18 protein-coding genes and 1 riboswitch are annotated in these 17248 nt (G+C 68.4%); of the genes, 4 read left to right on the top strand and 14 right to left on the bottom strand.

The window, feature by feature from the left end; genetic code table 11:
- Position 1 precedes the first annotated feature (1 nt).
- Positions 2-1510 carry a M28 family metallopeptidase gene (locus G6N28_RS08570; protein WP_163899388.1) on the top strand — a complete coding sequence of 503 codons (1509 nt, stop codon included), beginning with the start codon at positions 2-4 and terminating at the stop codon, positions 1508-1510.
- On the top strand, positions 1510-2958 hold the full coding sequence (locus G6N28_RS08565) for a M28 family peptidase (RefSeq protein WP_163905992.1): 1449 nt from the start codon (positions 1510-1512) through the stop codon (positions 2956-2958). Before G6N28_RS08570 ends, G6N28_RS08565 begins: the two co-directional genes overlap by 1 nt.
- Here G6N28_RS08565 and G6N28_RS08560 read toward each other — a convergent pair.
- Genes G6N28_RS08560 through G6N28_RS08545 form a run of 4 tightly spaced genes read right to left on the bottom strand, consistent with a single transcriptional unit; the run spans position 2912 to position 6010 of the window.
- The gene (locus G6N28_RS08560) at positions 2912-4201 is read right to left on the bottom strand and encodes a uracil-xanthine permease family protein (protein ID WP_163899386.1); all 1290 of its coding nucleotides are present in this window, start codon (positions 4199-4201) and stop codon (positions 2912-2914) included. The two genes, G6N28_RS08565 and G6N28_RS08560, sit on opposite strands and share 47 nt — an antisense overlap.
- A complete protein-coding gene (locus G6N28_RS08555) occupies positions 4198-5418 on the bottom strand; it encodes an APC family permease (protein WP_163899384.1) in 1221 nt (406 codons plus the stop codon). Before G6N28_RS08555 ends, G6N28_RS08560 begins: the two co-directional genes overlap by 4 nt.
- Positions 5419-5432: 14 nt before the next feature.
- Entirely contained in the window at positions 5433-5774 is a 342-nt protein-coding gene (locus G6N28_RS08550; RefSeq protein ID WP_163899382.1) for a hypothetical protein, read from the bottom strand.
- Between the two features lie 11 nt (positions 5775-5785).
- Positions 5786-6010, bottom strand: coding sequence for a hypothetical protein (locus G6N28_RS08545; protein ID WP_163899380.1), 225 nt, complete (start codon positions 6008-6010; stop codon positions 5786-5788).
- A 104-nt stretch (positions 6011-6114) separates the two neighbouring features.
- On the opposite strand from G6N28_RS08545, the gene G6N28_RS08540 reads away from it, so the two are divergent.
- Positions 6115-7350: a TetR/AcrR family transcriptional regulator gene (locus tag G6N28_RS08540; protein WP_163905990.1), complete on the top strand. Its 1236-nt coding sequence runs from the start codon at positions 6115-6117 to the stop codon at positions 7348-7350.
- Here the strand turns inward: G6N28_RS08540 and G6N28_RS08535 are convergent.
- The 8 genes from G6N28_RS08535 to G6N28_RS08500 form a co-directional block, all read right to left on the bottom strand.
- A complete protein-coding gene (locus tag G6N28_RS08535) occupies positions 7317-7586 on the bottom strand; it encodes a DoxX-related protein (protein ID WP_163899378.1) in 270 nt (89 codons plus the stop codon). The genes G6N28_RS08540 and G6N28_RS08535 overlap by 34 nt on opposite strands.
- Before the next feature lie 11 nt (positions 7587-7597).
- Complete coding sequence (locus tag G6N28_RS08530) at positions 7598-9082, bottom strand: flavin-containing monooxygenase (protein WP_163899376.1); 1485 nt, start codon at positions 9080-9082, stop codon at positions 7598-7600.
- Between the two features lie 15 nt (positions 9083-9097).
- The gene (locus G6N28_RS08525; RefSeq protein ID WP_163899374.1) at positions 9098-9682 is read right to left on the bottom strand and encodes a septum formation family protein; all 585 of its coding nucleotides are present in this window, start codon (positions 9680-9682) and stop codon (positions 9098-9100) included.
- Entirely contained in the window at positions 9679-10296 is a 618-nt protein-coding gene (locus G6N28_RS08520) for an alpha/beta hydrolase family protein (protein ID WP_163899371.1), read from the bottom strand. The genes G6N28_RS08525 and G6N28_RS08520 overlap by 4 nt, the downstream gene beginning before the upstream one ends.
- Complete coding sequence (thiD, locus tag G6N28_RS08515) at positions 10293-11135, bottom strand: bifunctional hydroxymethylpyrimidine kinase/phosphomethylpyrimidine kinase (RefSeq protein ID WP_163899369.1); 843 nt, start codon at positions 11133-11135, stop codon at positions 10293-10295. The genes G6N28_RS08520 and thiD overlap by 4 nt, the downstream gene beginning before the upstream one ends.
- On the bottom strand, positions 11132-12730 hold the full coding sequence (gene thiC / locus G6N28_RS08510) for a phosphomethylpyrimidine synthase ThiC (RefSeq protein ID WP_163899367.1): 1599 nt from the start codon (positions 12728-12730) through the stop codon (positions 11132-11134). The genes thiD and thiC overlap by 4 nt, the downstream gene beginning before the upstream one ends.
- Positions 12725-12833: riboswitch (TPP riboswitch) on the bottom strand. Its footprint overlaps the gene before it by 6 nt.
- A 40-nt stretch (positions 12834-12873) precedes the next feature.
- Entirely contained in the window at positions 12874-14475 is a 1602-nt protein-coding gene (locus tag G6N28_RS08505; RefSeq protein WP_163899364.1) for an HNH endonuclease signature motif containing protein, read from the bottom strand.
- A 47-nt stretch (positions 14476-14522) separates the two neighbouring features.
- Complete coding sequence (locus G6N28_RS08500; RefSeq protein ID WP_163899362.1) at positions 14523-15323, bottom strand: exodeoxyribonuclease III; 801 nt, start codon at positions 15321-15323, stop codon at positions 14523-14525.
- 66 nt (positions 15324-15389) lie between these two features.
- Between G6N28_RS08500 and G6N28_RS08495 the strand changes: the two genes are divergently transcribed.
- Positions 15390-15680 carry a CDGP domain-containing protein gene (locus G6N28_RS08495; protein WP_163899360.1) on the top strand — a complete coding sequence of 97 codons (291 nt, stop codon included), beginning with the start codon at positions 15390-15392 and terminating at the stop codon, positions 15678-15680.
- 1 nt (position 15681) lies between these two features.
- On the opposite strand, the gene G6N28_RS08490 is transcribed toward G6N28_RS08495, so the two are convergent.
- A complete protein-coding gene (locus G6N28_RS08490) occupies positions 15682-16587 on the bottom strand; it encodes an N-acetylglutamate synthase, CG3035 family (RefSeq protein ID WP_163899358.1) in 906 nt (301 codons plus the stop codon).
- Positions 16587-17180 (bottom strand): peptide deformylase, encoded by a 594-nt coding sequence (locus tag G6N28_RS08485; protein WP_163899356.1) that lies wholly within the window; start codon positions 17178-17180, stop codon positions 16587-16589. The genes G6N28_RS08490 and G6N28_RS08485 overlap by 1 nt, the downstream gene beginning before the upstream one ends.
- Positions 17181-17248: the final 68 nt, after the last annotated feature.

Here is a 17248-nt window from a genome sequence, read left to right as displayed (position 1 = left end):
GATGAGGCACACATTGTCGTCGAAACTGGTCGCGCTGGCGGCCGTCGCCGTGGTGGTCCTGGCCGGATGCGGCCGCGACGTGCGCGAGAAGCCGACACCGTCCACGCCCGCCGGGCCGAGCGCGGCAGCCACCGACTTCGCGCGGACGCTCGGCGACCGGGTGACGGTCGACGCGATGTGGGCGCACCTGACCAAGCTCCAGGAGATCGCCGACGGGCACGGCGGCAACCGCGCGCTGGGCACCCCCGGTTACGACGCCAGTGTGGACTATGTGGTGAACACATTGCAGGACAACGGATTCGAGGTCCAGACCCCCGAGTTCGAGGCGCGGATACCGTTCGCCGAGGAGCCGTCGCTCACGGTCGGCGGCGCCACCATCGCCGCCAAGCCGCTGAACTTCACGATCGGCACCCCGCCGGAAGGCGTCTCGGGCCCGCTGGTGCCCGCCCGCGTCGAGGACTCACCCGGATGCACGCCGTCCGACTACGACGGGCTCCCGGTCGCCGGCGCGGTCGTGCTCGTCGACCGCGGGACCTGCCCGTTCTTCGAGAAGGAGAGCGCCGCCGCCGAGCGCGGGGCGGTGGCGCTGGTCGTCGCCAACAACGAGGACGGTGACGAGATGGGCGGCACGCTCGGCGAGCAGACCGAGGTCAAGATCCCCGTCGTCAGCGTCACCAAGGCCGTCGGTGAGCGGCTGCGCGCCGAACCGGGCCAGACCACCCTCGTCCTCGACGCGGGTGTGCACATCGAGCGCACCCGCAACGTCATCGCCCAGACCACAACCGGCGCCACCGACAACGTCGTGATGGTCGGTGCGCACCTGGACAGCGTTCCCGAGGGGCCCGGGATCAACGACAACGGCTCCGGGGTGTCCGCGGTGCTGGAAACCGCGCTGCAGTTGGGCAGTTCGCCCGACGTCAACTACGCGGTGCGGTTCGGGTTCTGGGGCGCGGAGGAGAACGGCCTGCTCGGATCCAGCGACTACGTGGCATCCTTGAGCGTCGATGAGCTCAAGGACATTTCGTTGTATCTGAACTTCGACATGATCGCATCGCCCAACCCGGGGTACTTCACCATCGACGGCGATCAGTCCGCGCCGCCCGACCACAACCAGCCCGTTCCGCGGGTGCCCGAGGGGTCGGCGGGTATCGAGCGCACGTTGGTCGCCTATCTGGACGAGGCGGGAAAGTCACCCGCCGACATCAACTTCGAGGGCCGGTCCGACTACAGCAGCTTCACCCTCGCCGGTATCCCTGCGGGCGGACTGTTCTCGGGCGCCGAAGCGGAGATGACCGAGCAGCAGGCGCAACGATGGGGCGGCCGGGCGGGCCAACCGTTCGACCCGAACTACCACAAGGCCTCGGACACGTTGGAGCACATCAGCCGTACCGCGTTGGAGATCAACGGCAAGGGCGTCGCGTACGCCATCGGGATCTACTCGCAGGACCAGGGCGGGCGCAACGGCATTCCGATCCGTGAGGACCGCACCCGTCATGCGCTGGAATCGTGATGCGGTGGGCGGCGCTCATCGCGGCGGTCGCGGTGTTGGTCTCGTGCTCGAACGGCGACGACGGGCCGTCGCCGGCTGAGTTCTCCCGCGCGCTGGCCGCCGCGGTCACCGCCGACGGGATGTACACCCACCTGGAGAAGCTGCAGGAGATCGCCGACGCCAACGACGGCAACCGCGGGCAGGGCACGACCGGATTGTCCGCCAGCGTCGACTATGTCGCGCAGTTCCTGCGGGACAAGGGTTTTGACGTCGAAACCCCGGAGTACGAGCGGCTCGACCGGGTGGAGGGCGGCGACCCGACACTGACGGTCAACGGCCGCGAGCACCACGTCGACCAAGCGTCGCTGCTGATCAGCACCCCACCGGGCGGGTTGAAGGCGATCACGCTGCGGCCGGGGCGGCCGGCGGGGTGCCGCACGTCTGACTACGACGGGGTTTCGGTCAAGGGAGCGATCTCGGTCGTCGACGACACCGGGTGCTCCGTGGTCGACAAGCAGAACGTGGCCGTCGCCGAGGGGGCGGTCGGCCTTCTCGTCGTCAGCGAAGCGGGCCGCACCCCGTCGGGTCTGTTCACCCCGGGCTACTACCGCGGGCTGACCGTGCCGGTCGGTGTCATCGACGCGGCCACCAACGCGGCGTTGCGTCGCACCACCGCCCGCGTGACGCTGGTACTGGATGACAAGCCGGTGATGGCCAAGGGACGAAACGTGCTGGCACAGACCAACACCGGCGCCACCGACAACGTCGTCATGGCCGGGGCGCACCTGGACAGCTCGGCAGCCAGCCCCGGCATCAACGACAACGGCTCAGGCGTCGCGGCGCTGCTGGAGACCGCGTCGGCGCTGGGATCCCAGCCGCGCACCACCAACGCGGTGCGGTTCGCGTTCTGGGGTTCGGAGGAGAACGGGTTGCAGGGCGCGACGAGCTACTTGCGCGGGCTGTCGACCGAACAGCTCAGCCAGATCGCGCTGTACCTGGACGTCGACATGATCGGGTCGTCGAACGCGGGCTACTTCACCTACGACGGCGACCAGTCGGCGCAGCTCAACCCCGACATCCCGGTCCACGCGGTGCCGGAGGGATCGGCAGGCATCGAGCGCACCCTCGCCGGCTACCTCTACTCGGCCGGCGTGCGGCCCGCCGACATGCCGCTGAGCAGGATCACCGACTACAACGCGTTCCTGAGCGCGGGTATCCCGATCGGCGGTTTGACCACGGGCTCGTCGCAGCGCAAGTCCGAAGCGCAGGAACGTCTTTGGGGCGGACACGCCGGCATCGCCTTCGATCCGAACTACCGCACCCGACGCGACACCGTCGCCAACATCAACCGGGATGCGCTCGCGGTCATGGGTTCGGCCGCGGCGTTCGCCGTCGCGACCTACGCACAGTCGATCGAAGGGGTCAACGGGGTTCCGGCTCAGGCGCAGCGGCAGCGGGGCGCCCGCTAGCCTTCCGAAACCCGAGCAGCCGCATGCCGTGATACACCAGCAGCGCGGCGATTGAGCCGAGCGCGATGCCGGTGAACGTCAGATCACCGGCGTGCCAGGTGAAGTCGGCGATCCCGATGATCAGTGGAATGGCCGCGGTCATCTGGTTGAGCGGGTCGGAGAAGTCCACGCGGTTGGTCAACCAGATCCGCACGCCGATCACGCCGACGAGCCCGTACAGGACGACGGTCGCGCCACCGAGGACACCGGCGGGGATCGCCGAGATCGCCGCACCCACCTTGGGGCACAGCGACAGTGCGATCGCGATCGCCGCGGCGACCCAGTATGCCGCGGTCGAGTAGACCCGCGTGGCCGCCATGACGCCGATGTTCTCGGCGTAGGTGGTGGTCGCCGAACCGCCGCCGAACCCGGCCAGCGTCGTGGCCACGCCGTCGGCCGCGATGGCACGGCCCATCACCGGGTCGAGGTCGGTCTCGGTCATCTGCGCGACCGACTTCACGTGGCCGATGTTCTCGGCGACCAGCGCGATCACCGCGGGGAGGAACATCGGCAGGACAGCCAACGTGAATGTGGGCGAATGGAATTCGGGCAGACCCAGCCACGGTGCGGCCTTGATGGCCGAGGTGTCGACGTCGCCGAGCAGCAACGCCAGCAGGTAGCCGGCGACCACCGCGACAAAGATGGCCATACGTCCGACGATGCCGCGGAAGAACGCCAGCGTTCCCACCAGCAGCACCAGCGTGACGATCGCCACCACGGGTCCCTTCTCGAAGTTGGCCTTGGCGGCCGGCGCCAGGTTGAAGCCGATCAACGCCACGACCGTTCCGGTGACCACCGGCGGCAACGTCACGTCGATCCAATGGGTGCCGACCACGTGCACCACCGTCCCGATGACGATGAGCGCGACCCCGACCGCCACCAGCCCACCAAGCGCGCTGCCGGTGCCGTCGGCGGCCACCGCCGCGGTCACCGGCGCGATCACGGCGAAACTCGAGCCCAGGTAGCTGGGCAGCCGGTTGCCGGTGATCAGCAGGAACAGCATCGTGCCGACGCCGGAGAACAACAGCGTGGTCGCGGGCGGGAACCCGGTCAGCACCGGGACCAGGAAGGTGGCACCGAACATCGCGACGACGTGCTGGGCGCCGATCCCGACGGTGCGCGACCAGCTCAGCCGCTCATCGGGGGCGACCACGAAATCCGTGTCCGGTGGGGCCGCCACCGTCGTCCACGTCAGGGGATTCACGCTGTAAGACGGTAGGCCAGCGCGCCGACCAGCACCACGGATACGCCCGCGAGCACCGAAGGGCCCGGCAGTGCGAACGCCAGGACCAGACAGCCGATCATCCCGGCGATCGGAATCACCTTGCGCCCCAGCGTGAACGCCGCGGCGTTGGCGATCGCGTAGTAGACCAGCACGGCGAACGAGGAGAACCCGATCGCGCTGCGGACGTCCACCACCGCCGCGACGACGGCCACGATGGCGCCGACGGCGATGTCGGCGCGGTGCGGGCTGCCGAAGCGCGGGTGCACCGCGGCAAGCGCAGTGGGCAGGTGTCCGTCGCGTGCCATGGCCAGCGCCGTCCGCGACACCCCGAGGATCAGCGCGAGCAGCGAGCCGAGCGCCGCGACGGCCGCGCCGGCACGCACCACCGGCTCCACCGCCGGGTACCCGGCCGCGCGCACCGCGTCGGCCAGCGGCGCCGTCGCCGACGCCAGTGTCTGGCTGCCTAGTTCGGACAGCACGGCGACCGCGACGGCGGCGTACACCACCAACGTGATACCCAGCGCGATCGGGATGGCGCGCGGGATCGTCTTGGCCGGGTCGCGCACCTCTTCGCCGAGCGTGGCGATCCGGGCATAGCCGGCGAACGCGAAGAACAACAGCCCGGCGGCCTGTAGCACGCCGCCCGCGGAGAAGTCATCGCGCAACGCCAGCCGCGCGGCGTCGACGTCGCCGAGTCCCATCACGACCACGACCACCCCGGCCAGCACCGCGAGCACGACCGCGACCAGCGCCCGGGTCAACAGCGCCGACTTCTGGATGCCCGCGTAGTTCACCGCCGTCAGCGCCACCACCGCGGCCACCGCGACCGCGTGCGCCCAGTCCGGCCACAGGTAGTACCCGACCGTCAGCGCCATCGCCGCGCAGGACGCGCTCTTACCGCTGATGAAGCTCCACCCCGCGAGGTAGCCCCAGAACGCGCCGAGCCGTTCCCTGGCGTAGACGTAGGTGCCGCCGGACTGCGGATACCGCGCAGCCAGCCGGGCCGATGAGGTGGCGTTGCAGTAAGCGACGACGGCGGCCATCACCAGCCCGATCAGCAGGCCCGATGCTGCGGCGGCGGCCGCGGGGGCGAAGGCGACGAAGACGCCGGCGCCCATCATCGAGCCGAGCCCGATGGTGACCGCGTCCACGGTGCCCAGCCGCCGGTGCAGCGCGGGGCGCTCCGGCGTGCTCACCCCGAAATGCTAGGTCAGCTTTCGTCGCGGTGCGGTACCAGCGAATCGCGCACCGACGTCGTCGCCGACGCGACGGCGACGCCCAGCAGCACCAGGCCGCTGACGACCGCCAGCGGGATCGTCCAGAGGCGACGGGTCAGCAGCGCGGTTTCGCATTCGTCGACGTAGTCGGCGTCGCCGACCACCGCGGCGGCCTGCGACAGATCGGAGACGTAACCGGTCCCGCATTTGATCTGGAAGCCCCACCGGTCATAGGCGTCGAGGAAGACCGGAAAGTTCATCGCGAACAACCCGATGCCCAACAGGAGCGCGGCGATGATGCCGGTATAGGCGAGGCGGTGATGCCGCTGGCTCAAAAGGCCTCCGTTCAGGTCATGCAAACGTCGGAGAACAGCAGCACCGGCCACGATACGATCGAGCCGAGATAGGAAACCGCCAGGTCGACGCCGTCCATGTGCTGTAGATGTTCGGTGTGCGTGCTGGACCAGAAGACGCCGACGACCAGGTAGGGGGTGCCGACAACCAGCGCCACCACGATCAACTCGCCGACCGTCACCCGGAAGCCCAGTACCTTCCGCAGCGCGTCCAACACCTCCTTTATGTTAATGAGTATTCTTTCTGCCGCGAGGGCTTTGCCGATAATTTCAAGGCGAAGTCGGCAGATATGTGTCCGTAACGTCGGTTATCGTGAAGGCCATGTCGCCCAGCGGTCCACCCCGCCCTGACGCGGTGCGGCGCCGGCCGAAGGACCGCAAGGCCCAGATCGCGCAGGCGTCGGCCGAGGCGTTCAGCGCGGTGGGATATTACGGCGTGAGCATGGAGGCCATCGCCTCGCGCGTCAACATCTCCGCCGCCGCGCTGTACCGCCACTACGCGAGCAAGTACGAGCTGTTTCGGGACGCGGTGCTGAGCCTGGGGCAGCAGTTGGTGGACTGCACGACGTTCGCCGACGACGTCGAGCTCGACGATCCGCGGGATCTGCTCGACCGGTTGATCCGGGCGCTCATCGACACCTCGATGCGCAACCGGATCTCCGGCGGGTTGTATCGGTGGGAGGGCCGGTACCTGCGCGGCGACGACCAGGCCACGCTGATCGCACAAATGCGTGTCGTGAACCATCGAATCCAGCGTCCGCTCAACGTGATTCGTCCGGGCCTTTCCTCGCGGCAACGATGGACGCTGTCCATTGCGGCGCTATCGGTGATCGGCAGCATCGTCGATCACCGGGCCAAGTTGCCTGCCGTCCAGGTCCGCGCGCTGCTGGCCGACCTCGCGCAGGCGGTGCTGACCACCGACCTGCCCGACCTTTCGGAAGCCGCGGCTGCGCCCCGGGTGCGGACCGGGACCGACTCGTCGAAGTACGAAGCGCTGTTGACCGAGTCGATGTGGCTTTTCAACGTCAAGGGCTACCGCGAGACCAGCATGGAGGAGATCGCCGCGGCCGTCGGCATGCCGGCGTCCGGGATCTATCGGTACTTCTCGGGCAAGAGCGACATCCTCGCGGCCGCGTTCCGGCGCGCGGCCGACCGGTTGTCCGCCGAAGTCGCGACGATCACGAGCACCAACCCCGACCCGGAGGACGCGCTGACCGCGATCATCGATTCCTATGTCGAGCGATCGTTCGACCAGCCCGAACTGGACTACGTGTACTACACCGAGCGGCTCAACATGACCGCGGCCGACCAGAAGATCCTGCGCAACATGCAGCGCGCCACCGTGGAGTCATGGGTCGACCTGGTGGTCGCGGTGCGCCCGGAGTGGACACCCGGGCAGGCGCGGTTCGCCGTGCACGCGGCGATGTCGCTGGTGATCGATCTGGGCCGGTTGACCCGCTACGACAACTCGCCGCAGAGCCACCTGATGTTGCAGCGGCTGCTCGACCTTACGTTGTTGGGCCGCTACCGGTTACGTGCGACGTTGCCCGCCAGGTAAATCAGGTAGCCGACCGCGCCGACGATGGCCAGCTTGCGGGTCTTCCGCACGGCCAGCCCGAGGCCCAGCGCGGTCTCGATGCCGCCGTTGATGTAGATCAGCTCGCGGCTCTTGCTCGCGAACGCCTGTTCGGTGATCGACTCGAACAGTTCAGGCTTGGCGAAGTGTGCCACCCCGGCCCCGGCCAGCGCCAGACCTGCCAGCGTGGCGCCGGGCGAATTCTTCTTCTCGGCCAAGGCAACTCCTCTTAGCTGATCACGTAGTCGCTCAGGGGGAACTCGGAGGCCTCCCTGAGCGCCGTATCGGTGGTGGTGGGCCGCAGCAGCGTCGGCTCCCCGGCCGGGTCATAGTAGTAGGACCGCGCCGATGCGCAATTGCCCAAGGTGAACAGTGAATTGCCGAGCAACTCGGTCATCCGGCCCAGGTAGCGGGTGTTGGCTTCCTCGGTGACCTCGAAGATGCTCGCACCGCGCGCCTGCAGCTCCCGGAACAGCCGGTCCATCAGCCGCATCTGGTATTCCATCGTGTTGAAGAAGTTCAGTCCGAGGAAGGCGTACGGGCTGGCCAGGCTCAGCAGGTTCGGAAAGTACGGTATCGACACGCCCTGGTAGGCCTGGAACCTGTTCTCGCGCCACCACTTTCCGAGGTTGCGGCCCTCACGACCGATGATCTCGATGGCCGGGAAGTTGGCCTCCCATAGATCAAACCCGGTAGCGAGCACCATGGTATCGATGGTGTTCTTGGTGCCGTCCTTGCCCACGATGCCGTCGGATTGCACGTGGTCGATCCCGATGTCCTGCAGGTGCACATTCGGTCTGGTGAAGGCTCGGTAGTAATCGTTGCTGAAAGTTGGTCGCTTGCAACCGAATTCATAGTCCGGAGTGAGCCTGCGCCGAAGCTCCTTGTCCCGGATGGTGAGGAAGCGATGCAGCTTGGACAGGTCGGCGGCCGAGATGTTGCCCCGGCCGCGGAACGTCCGGTAGTGCACGACCCCGATCGTGACCATCCACTCGTAGATGGAGTCTGTGAGCCAGCGCAGGATGCGCTGCGTCATAGGTAACCGGGCGAACAACCGCTTCGTCCGCGGCCCGATGCGCAGATCTATCTTGGGCACCACCCAGATCGGGGTGCGCTGATACACGGTCAGGTCGGCCGCGGTCTTGGCCAGTTCGGGGATGAGCTGCACCGCGGTGGCGCCGGTCCCGATGACGGCGATCCGCTGCCCGTCGGGGTTGTAGTCGTCATCCCAATCGGCGGTGTGGATGACGCGGCCCGCGAAGGTGTCGATGCCGGGGATGTCGGGGATCTTCGGCTGGGACAGGAAGCCGGTGGCGGTGATCAGGTAGCGGGCGCTGAGCACCTCGCCGTCGTTGACGGTCACCTGCCAGAGCTTGGCGTCTTCGTCCCAGCGGGCGCCTTGCACCACGGTGCGAAAGCGCATGTGTTTGCGCACGTCGTACTTGTCGGCGACGTCGGCGGCGTACTGCTTGATCTCGTCGCCGGTGGAGAACAGCCGCGACCAGTTCGGGTTCGGCTCGAAGTAGTAGGAGTACGTGGTGGTCGGGACGTCGACGGCCAGCCCCGGGTAGCGGTTGACGTGCCACGTGCCGCCCAAGTCGTCCTCACGGTCGACGATGACGAAGTTCTCGTAGCCCAACCGCTTGAGCTGGATGGCCGCACCGATTCCGCCGAAGCCCGCGCCGACGATCACCGCGTCGAAGTGCCTGGTCATGTGAAAAACGGTACCTCAACCTTTGATGGTTCCCGTGCGCGGCGGATCGAGCGTGGCGATGCAGGTCACGGCCCTATCGCCCTGGGCCCAGGTCTCGGCGGTGGGATAGAGCACGAACATCTGGATGGTGTCGTCCTCCATCGCGGCCGGCGAATAGCTGGCCAACTCGGGACTGCACTTTTCGGCGTAGTCGTCGATGGCGTTCTGGCCGGGAAACTCCCCGTCGGGCATCAGCAGCACCGCGAACACCTCACCGGCGTGGGATTCGTCACATGAGGTGGTCTGCACCGTCAGGACCCGGCCGCCGGCCGGGATCTCCTTGAGGCAGTCGCCCACCTTGACGTCCGTCGCGGTGACGGTGTCCTTGCCGATGATCAGGAACAACGCGATGCTGACGCCGACCACGAGCACGATCAGCCCGACGACGACGCCCAGCACGATCAGCAGCACCTTGTTGGACTTCGACTTCGGGTTCGGCGGCGGGTAGTAACCGCCGGGCGGCGGCGAGTACGGCGGCGGGGGAGGCGGCGGATACGGCTGCTGTCCGTATGGCGACGGGGGCGGTCCGTACTCGGGCGGCTGGCCCGGCGGCATGGTCACGCCAGCAAGCGTAGTGCCGCATCGACGGCCATGGCCGCCACATCGACTGACTTCGAGCCGAGGTCGTGGCGGGCCCCGGTGATCTCGACGACCTCGGTGGGCGCGTCGATGAGCTTCGCCGCGGTCGCCAACTCGTCGAGGCTGCCGAACGGGTCCGAGCTGCCGTGGGTGAACACCGTCGGCGTGGCGATGCGCGGCAGGTGCTCGGTGCGCATGCGCTCGGGCTTGCCGGGCGGGTGCAACGGATAGGAGAACAGCGTCAGCACGTCGACGTCAGCGTGCCGGTCAGCGACCACCATCGACGTCATCCGGCCGCCGTAGGAATGCCCACCCGCGATCACCGGGCCGTCGGCCAAGGCGCGGGCCGCGGCGACGGCTTCCGCGACGCCGGCCTGATCGGCCTTGGCCGACCCCGACGGCGGGCCCTTCGGGCGGCGTCGCCGGTAGGGCAGGTTGTAGCGCACCGCCAGCCAACCCCGGCGCGCCCATTCCTCACAGACGCGGATGAGCAGCGGGGACTCCCGGCTCCCGCCCGCCCCGTGGGTGAGCACGACCACGCCCGTCGGCGTGGCTTGCGGGGCGTGTGCGACGCCCGCGATCTGCTCGAGGTTCATCGGGACAGTCTGAACAACGGCGACACCGGTCCGTGCCCCTGCCCCAGCGGATAAGCCGCGCGCAGGCATTCGGTCACCCAGCGCTTGCCGAACTCGACGGCGTCGGGCACGGAGTGGCCGTGGGCCAGCGCGCTGGCGGTGGCGGCGGCCAGGGTGTCGCCCGCGCCGTGGTCGTGGCCGGTGTCGATGCGCGTCGCGTCGAACTCGAAGAAGTCGGTGCCGTTGTACAGCAGGTCCGCGCTGTGCGACGACGTGCGCAGGTGGCCGCCCTTGACCAGCGCCCACTGCGGTCCCAGACCGTGCAGTGCGCGCGCGGCGTCGTGTTGGGTTGCCGCGTCGACGACTTCGATGCCGGTGAACAGCCGGACCTCGTCGAGGTTGGGCGTCACCAGCGTGGCCAACGGAAACAGTTGGTGCTTGAGGGAATCCAGCGCGCTGGGATGCAGCAGCGGGTCACCGTGCATCGACGCGCACACCGGGTCGACCACCAGCGGCACGCTGCCCGAAAGGCCTTGCCCGCGCCACACGTCGGCCACGGTGTCGATGATCGCCGAGGACGCCAGCATGCCGGTCTTGGCGGCCTGCAACCCGATGTCGGAGGCCACCGCCTCGATCTGGCCCGCGATGATGTCGAGCGGCACCTCGTGAAATCCTTTGACGCCCACCGAGTTCTGCACGGTCACCGCGGTGACCGCGACCAGGCCGTGCACGCCGAGCAGGGCGAACGTGCGCATGTCGGCCTGGATGCCGGCGCCGCCGCCGGAGTCCGATCCCGCGATCGTCATCACCCGCACCGGCGTCGTGCCGGGGGCAGGCACCGGCAGAAATCGCTGGTTCATGCCAGTGGAAGATAGACGCGGTTGCCGTGTTCGGCGAATTCCCGCGACTTCTCGGCCATTCCGGCTTGCATGGCGGCGTATTCGCGGACGTCCTGGCTGATGCGCATCGAGCAGAACTTCGGGCCGCACATCGAGCAGAAGTGCGCGGTCTTGGCCGGTTCGGCGGGCAGGGTCTCGTCGTGGAACTCGCGTGCGGTGTCCGGGTCGAGCGACAACGCGAACTGGTCGTTCCACCGGAACTCGAAGCGGGCACGCGACAGCGCGTCGTCGCGCTGCTGTGCGTGTGGATGCCCCTTGGCCAGATCGGCGGCGTGGGCGGCGATCTTGTAGGCGATCACGCCGTCCTTGACGTCCTTGCGGTCGGGCAGCCCGAGGTGCTCCTTGGGGGTGACGTAGCACAGCATCGCGGTGCCGGCCTGGGCGATGATCGCCGCGCCGATCGCCGAGGTGATGTGGTCGTAGGCCGGTGCGATGTCGGTGGCCAACGGGCCGAGCGTGTAGAACGGGGCTTCCTCGCACAGCTCCTCCTCGAGCCGCACGTTCTCGACGATCTTGTGCATCGGCACGTGGCCGGGCCCTTCGATCATCACCTGCACGCCATGGGATTTGGCAACCTTCGTCAGTTCACCGAGCGTGCGCAGCTCGGCGAACTGGGCGGCGTCGTTGGCGTCCGCGATCGATCCGGGCCGCAGCCCGTCGCCGAGCGAGAACGTCACGTCGTAGCGGGCCAGGATCTCGCAGAGCTCCTCGAAGTGCGTGTACAGGAAGGACTCCCGATGATGGGCCAGGCACCAGGCGGCCATGATCGAGCCGCCGCGGCTGACGATGCCGGTGACCCGCTGCGCCGTCAGCGGAACGTAGCGCAGCAACACCCCGGCGTGCACGGTCATGTAGTCGACGCCCTGCTCACACTGCTCGATCACGGTGTCGCGGTACAACTCCCATGTGAGCGCGGTCGGGTCGCCGTTGACCTTCTCCAGCGCCTGATAGATCGGCACGGTGCCGACCGGCACCGGCGAGTTGCGAAGGATCCACTCCCGGGTGGTGTGGATGTCGCGGCCGGTGGACAGGTCCATGATGGTGTCGGCGCCCCACCGGGTGGCCCAGACCATCTTGTCGACCTCTTCGGCGATGGAACTGGTCACCGCCGAATTACCGATGTTGGCATTGACTTTCACCGCGAACGCCTTGCCGATGATCATCGGCTCGGCCTCGGGGTGGTTGTGGTTGGCGGGAATCACCGCGCGCCCGCGGGCGACCTCGTCGCGCACCAGCTCGGCAGGCACACCTTCGCGTGCGGCGATGAACGCCATCTCCGCGGTGATCTCGCCGGCGCGGGCGCGTTGCAGTTGGGTGCCGCGGTCGCGCACGACACCCGCTCGCGGGGGAAGGCCCCGATGCAGGTCGATGTCGGCGGTCGGATCGGTGTACGGGCCGGAGGTGTCGTACAGGTCGAAGTGTTCACCGTTGGAGAGGTTCACTCTCCGAAACGGCACGCGCGCGCCGTCCTCGAGTTCCCGATAGATCTTGGTGCTGCCCGCGATCGGGCCGGTGGTGACGGACGGAGTAGCCGCAGCATTGTTCGACAGCGCCATTTGAGTCATCTCCCTACGCCGGCATTACCCGGTCAGGTTCGTACGGTCGACGGGCCCACCCGTCCTCTCAGCGCACTGGGCGTGCACTCCCGTGTATGGACGCTGCCCACCGTAGCGCAGCGCTCAGCGAAAGGGGAGACCCCTCAGAATGGCGGCTCGTCGTCGGGCGACGAAGGTGGTTCCGGCGGAGGCTCCCAGTCCGGCGGCAGCTCTTCGGGCTCCAACGGCTCGTTGATCCACGGGCACCACGGGCTGGTGCTCGGCTCGCCGCCCTTGAAAAGGACGAGCAACTTGCGCGACCTGTTTCGCCACTTGCGAAGCTCGATCTCGCGCCTGCGGGCCCGATCGAGACGACGCCGGGCGGCGTTGATCGGCCGCTGTTCTGAGAGTTGGTTGCGAATCCGCTTGATTCGCGCCGCCCTGTCACGAGCCCGGCTGCCTTTGCGCGCTGTCGGCGCCGCGCAGGCGGGCCGCATACCCGCGAACAGCTCCGGACCGTCGGGGGTGGTGCGGTATGTCTGGCCTGTCGGCGAAGTCCACACGATGGTCCCGTCGGACAACTGTTCGTCCTTCCAGCCGCTCGCCCCGCCGTGAAAAGTCTTGAGGCGGTGGTGTTGTCGACAGTAGTCCGCCAGGCCCCACGGCACCGTCAAGCCGCCCGCGGCCGGGTCGGCGTGGTTGAACGGCGTGGTGTGGTCGATGTCGCAGCGCGCAGCCGGTCGGTCACAGCCCGGAAAGCGACACGTCAGGTCGCGCAGCCGGATCCAGCGGGCCGCCGCGGCGGTGGGCTGGTACCGCATCGCCTGCTCCTCGGTGACCGCGGGTTTCTCGAGCCACCGCACCGGCGCGTCCTCGGCGAGCTCACGCACCTGGTCGGCGTCGATGACACCGAACCCCTCCAGATACCCCGGTTCGTCGCTGTCGCCGGTCACCGTGTCCGCGCTGGCGATCACGTTGATCACCGCCCGCGGGCCGCTGCCGGCGTCGTCGCCCCCGCGCGCCGGGCACCCCGGTTGGCCGCAGTCGCAACGCAGTTCGTGGCCCTCGCTGAGTGCGGACATCGCGTCGGCGCGGCGCTGATCCACGGTGCGCGAATCCTTGGCGCACACCCCAGCGGCCATTTGCGCAATGCGCCGGTCGAACGCCGCCGCGGCGGTGGCGGTGAGGCGCCCGCTCAGCTGTGCCGTGCCGTCAGGGTGGGGTGTGACGCTGACGTAGCGGCCACGTTCGGACGACGCCCGCCGCTCCTTTGCGGCATCCGGATCGATCTCACGGATGAGCTTGTCGACGGTGTTGATCACCCGCCGCCGCGACCAGCTCTGCCACTTGATGAAGCGCTTGGCGAGGGCCTCGTCGATCCGGCTGATCAGGTGATCGTCGACCAGTTCGGTGCGGGTGATGATCAATTGCGTCGTGGCCCAATCGATGTCGGCGTCCTCGAGCAGGTCGGCGATGCTCGGCAGCCGGGTGTCCAGCGCTTCGGCCTGTGCGACCAGCCGGCTGGCGGCCATGGGCGCCATGTTCATCGCCGCGCCCACCTCGGCGGAGGTGCGGGCGAACCCGGTGATGATGGCCCAGCCCGGGTCGGGGTCGGTGTTCTCGGCTTCGTCCGTGCGCAGCGACAGCAGCTCCCCGATGGCGCCCATCCGCCGTGCCATGAGCATGGACTCTTCCCGGTGCGCCGTGACGATCTCCTCGATCAGCACCTCGGCACTGCGCAATTCGAACAACTGTTCGATCAACATGCCCCGAGCATGCCACGGCCCACCGACAACGTTTCTCGGTAACCGCCTCAGGCCAACTCGATGAGCACCGGGGCGTGGTCGCTGGGCGCCTTGCCCTTGCGTTCCTCGCGCACGATCTCGCCGTGCACGACGCGCGCGGCCAGCGCGGGCGAGCCGAGGATGAAGTCGATGCGCATCCCGCGATTCTTGGGGAACCGCAGCTGCGTGTAGTCCCAGTAGGTGTAGACCTGTGGACCCGGTGCGAAAGGCCTTACCAGATCGGTGAACTGGGCGTCGACGATGGCGTTGAACGCCGCGCGTTCGGGCTCGGTGACGTGGGTGCTGCCTTGATAGAACTCGACGCTCCACACGTCCTCGTCGGTGGGGGCGATGTTCCAGTCGCCCGCGAGTGCGATCTGTGCGGACGGATCCTCGGAGAGCCATTTTTCTGCCGCGTTACGAAGCGCGGCAAGCCATTCCAGCTTGTACACGTAGTGCGGCGAACCGACGGTGCGACCGTTGGGCACGTACAGGCTCCACACCCGCACGCCGTCACACGTCGCCCCGAGCGCGCGGGCTTCTGCGGCCGCCTCGACGTCGGGCTTGTCGGACCATGTCGGCTGGCCCTCGAACCCGACCTGTACATCGGCGATGCCGACGCGTGACGCGATCGCGACGCCGTTCCACTGGTTGAACCCGCAGTGCACCACCTCGTAGCCGGCGGCGAGAAACGGCATCACCGGAAACTGTTCGTCGGAGCACTTGGTCTCCTGCATGGCCAGCACGTCGACGTTGCCGCGCTCCAGCCAGTCCACGACGCGGTCGACCCGGGCACGGATCGAGTTCACATTCCAGGTCGCCAGCCGCATGGCCTACAGGCTACGGAGAGGGTCATCCCCGCGAAAAGCAGGGCGATAAGCGGTAGCGTTCGTCGCATGAGGCGCTGCATCGCCGGAGCCGCCGCCGTGCTGCTGATCGCGGCGGGGTCGATGGCGTCGGCGCCCCCGGCCACCGCCGGCTGCCTCTACGGCGGTCAGTTCATCAGCAAGTGCGACGGACCCGTCCAGCCCGACGGCACGTGGGAACGCTGCGTGGGGGTCACCCGGTGGGTTCCGAGCGGGTTGAGCTCGCACCTGGTGCCCGAGAAGCGCTGCGGGCTGATGGGCCCGGGCCGGCACACCGCGGACCTCGCCTTCGCCGATCCGCCGACACACATCGGTCCCTGACCTAGCGGGACATGCCAAGGGTGTCCGCGCGGACATAACGCGAGCGATGGTGCTCGAGGAAGCCGAGCGCCGCGAAAAGACTCCTGCCGGGCCCGTTGTCGGTCAGCGCCTGCGCGTACGCGTGGGACGCACCGTGCTCCACCCCCCAGGACAGCAGCGCCGAACACAGCCTGCGCGCGTGCCCGCGTCGGCGCTCCGCGTCGGTCACCCGCAAGGCCGAGATGCCCACCCACCGACCGCCGTCGATCGTCGTCGTCACCGCGCCCCGGGCCACGGCCGCATCGTCGATCGAGGCGAACACCACCTCGCCGTCCACAATGGAGGTCAGTACCTCGACGGGCACGTCGCGCTCATACAGCCGAAGCCAGTCGTCGCCGGGGGTGGGGGTCAACCGCACCATCGCATCGGGTTCTTCGGCGGTGTCGAGATCGCGTGCCAGCGCGACGGTTTCGAGGTGCGGCGGGGCCTCGGCGAGCCGGAACAGCCGATCGGGAATCGAAAGCCACGGGGTCAGGCCACGCGCGGAGTACCACTCGACGATGGCGGGCAGCGCCGACGCGGTGGCGTCGAAACCCAGCGGCACAGCCGAATTGCCGCGGTGGGTGTGACCGTCGGCGGCGCGCAGGAACCACCCCTCGACCCACTGCTGCTCGACGCCCGGCCAGGCCAGCGCCGCCGCGTGCTCGAGCTTGCGAATGTCGGCGGTGCGGATGGTGGCCGGCGGCAGTTCCCGGATGACCATCACGTCCGCGGCCGGGACGACCACGATGTCACCGGTTTTCGTGCGCACGGTCAACGTCTGGCCCACCGCGAGCAGGTGCCCGATCACGTCGCTCAGGGGCGGATCGGATCCGGCGGGCAGGCGATAGCGGATCACCACCCGCTTCCCCACCGCGGGCCAGGTCATCAGTGCCCGAACGGGTCCGGATCCTCGCCGGGCATCCACGACAGCCCCGGCACGCCCCACCCGTGCGCTTTCACCGCCCGCTTGGCGGCGCGGGCGTGCCTGCCGATCAACCGGTCCAGGTACAAGAACCCGTCCAAATGGCCCGTCTCGTGCTGCAGCATCCGCGCGAACAGGCCGGTGCCCTCCACCGTGATCGGGTTGCCGTCGGCATCCAGCCCGGTCACCCTGGCCCAGTCGGCCCGGCCGGTCGGAAACGACTCACCCGGCACCGAAAGGCAGCCCTCGTCGTCGTCCTCCGGATCGGGCATGGTCTCGGGCACCTCGGAGGTCTCCAGCACCGGGTTGACGACCACGCCGCGGCGACGAGTCGTCTGGCCCCGTGCGTCCGCGCAGTCGTAGACGAACACGCGTTTGGAGACGCCGATCTGATTGGCCGCCAAGCCAACGCCGTTGGCGGCGTCCATGGTGTCGTACATGTCCTGGATCAGCTCGCGGATCTCCTCGGGCAGCGAGCCGTCCTCGTTGACGGTCACCGGTTCGGTCGGGGTGTGCAGGACGGGATCTCCTACGATGCGGATTGGTACGACGGCCACGGGGAAAGCTTAAGGCGGCAGGCCTTATCCCCCGACTCGCGGGCATATCTGACGCCATAGGTCACGAA

Source organism: Mycolicibacterium pulveris, assembly GCF_010725725.1.
GTDB classification, from domain to species: domain Bacteria; phylum Actinomycetota; class Actinomycetes; order Mycobacteriales; family Mycobacteriaceae; genus Mycobacterium; species Mycobacterium pulveris.
Note: the sequence above shows the minus strand (reverse complement) of the source record. Positions and strands in the feature narration are given on the sequence as shown.

Coding starts and splice junctions, on each gene's coding strand:
- G6N28_RS08505 (WP_163899364.1), bottom strand. CDS start 14,475: ATGTTGATCGAACAGTTGTTCGAATTGCGCAGTGCCGAGGTGCTGATC.
- G6N28_RS08495 (WP_163899360.1), top strand. CDS start 15,390: ATGAGGCGCTGCATCGCCGGAGCCGCCGCCGTGCTGCTGATCGCGGCG.
- G6N28_RS08570 (WP_163899388.1), top strand. CDS start 2: ATGAGGCACACATTGTCGTCGAAACTGGTCGCGCTGGCGGCCGTCGCC.
- G6N28_RS08500 (WP_163899362.1), bottom strand. CDS start 15,323: ATGCGGCTGGCGACCTGGAATGTGAACTCGATCCGTGCCCGGGTCGAC.
- G6N28_RS08565 (WP_163905992.1), top strand. CDS start 1,510: ATGCGGTGGGCGGCGCTCATCGCGGCGGTCGCGGTGTTGGTCTCGTGC.
- thiC (WP_163899367.1), bottom strand. CDS start 12,730: ATGGCGCTGTCGAACAATGCTGCGGCTACTCCGTCCGTCACCACCGGC.
- G6N28_RS08530 (WP_163899376.1), bottom strand. CDS start 9,082: ATGACCAGGCACTTCGACGCGGTGATCGTCGGCGCGGGCTTCGGCGGA.
- G6N28_RS08520 (WP_163899371.1), bottom strand. CDS start 10,296: ATGAACCTCGAGCAGATCGCGGGCGTCGCACACGCCCCGCAAGCCACG.
- thiD (WP_163899369.1), bottom strand. CDS start 11,135: ATGAACCAGCGATTTCTGCCGGTGCCTGCCCCCGGCACGACGCCGGTG.
- G6N28_RS08540 (WP_163905990.1), top strand. CDS start 6,115: ATGTCGCCCAGCGGTCCACCCCGCCCTGACGCGGTGCGGCGCCGGCCG.
- G6N28_RS08490 (WP_163899358.1), bottom strand. CDS start 16,587: ATGACCTGGCCCGCGGTGGGGAAGCGGGTGGTGATCCGCTATCGCCTG.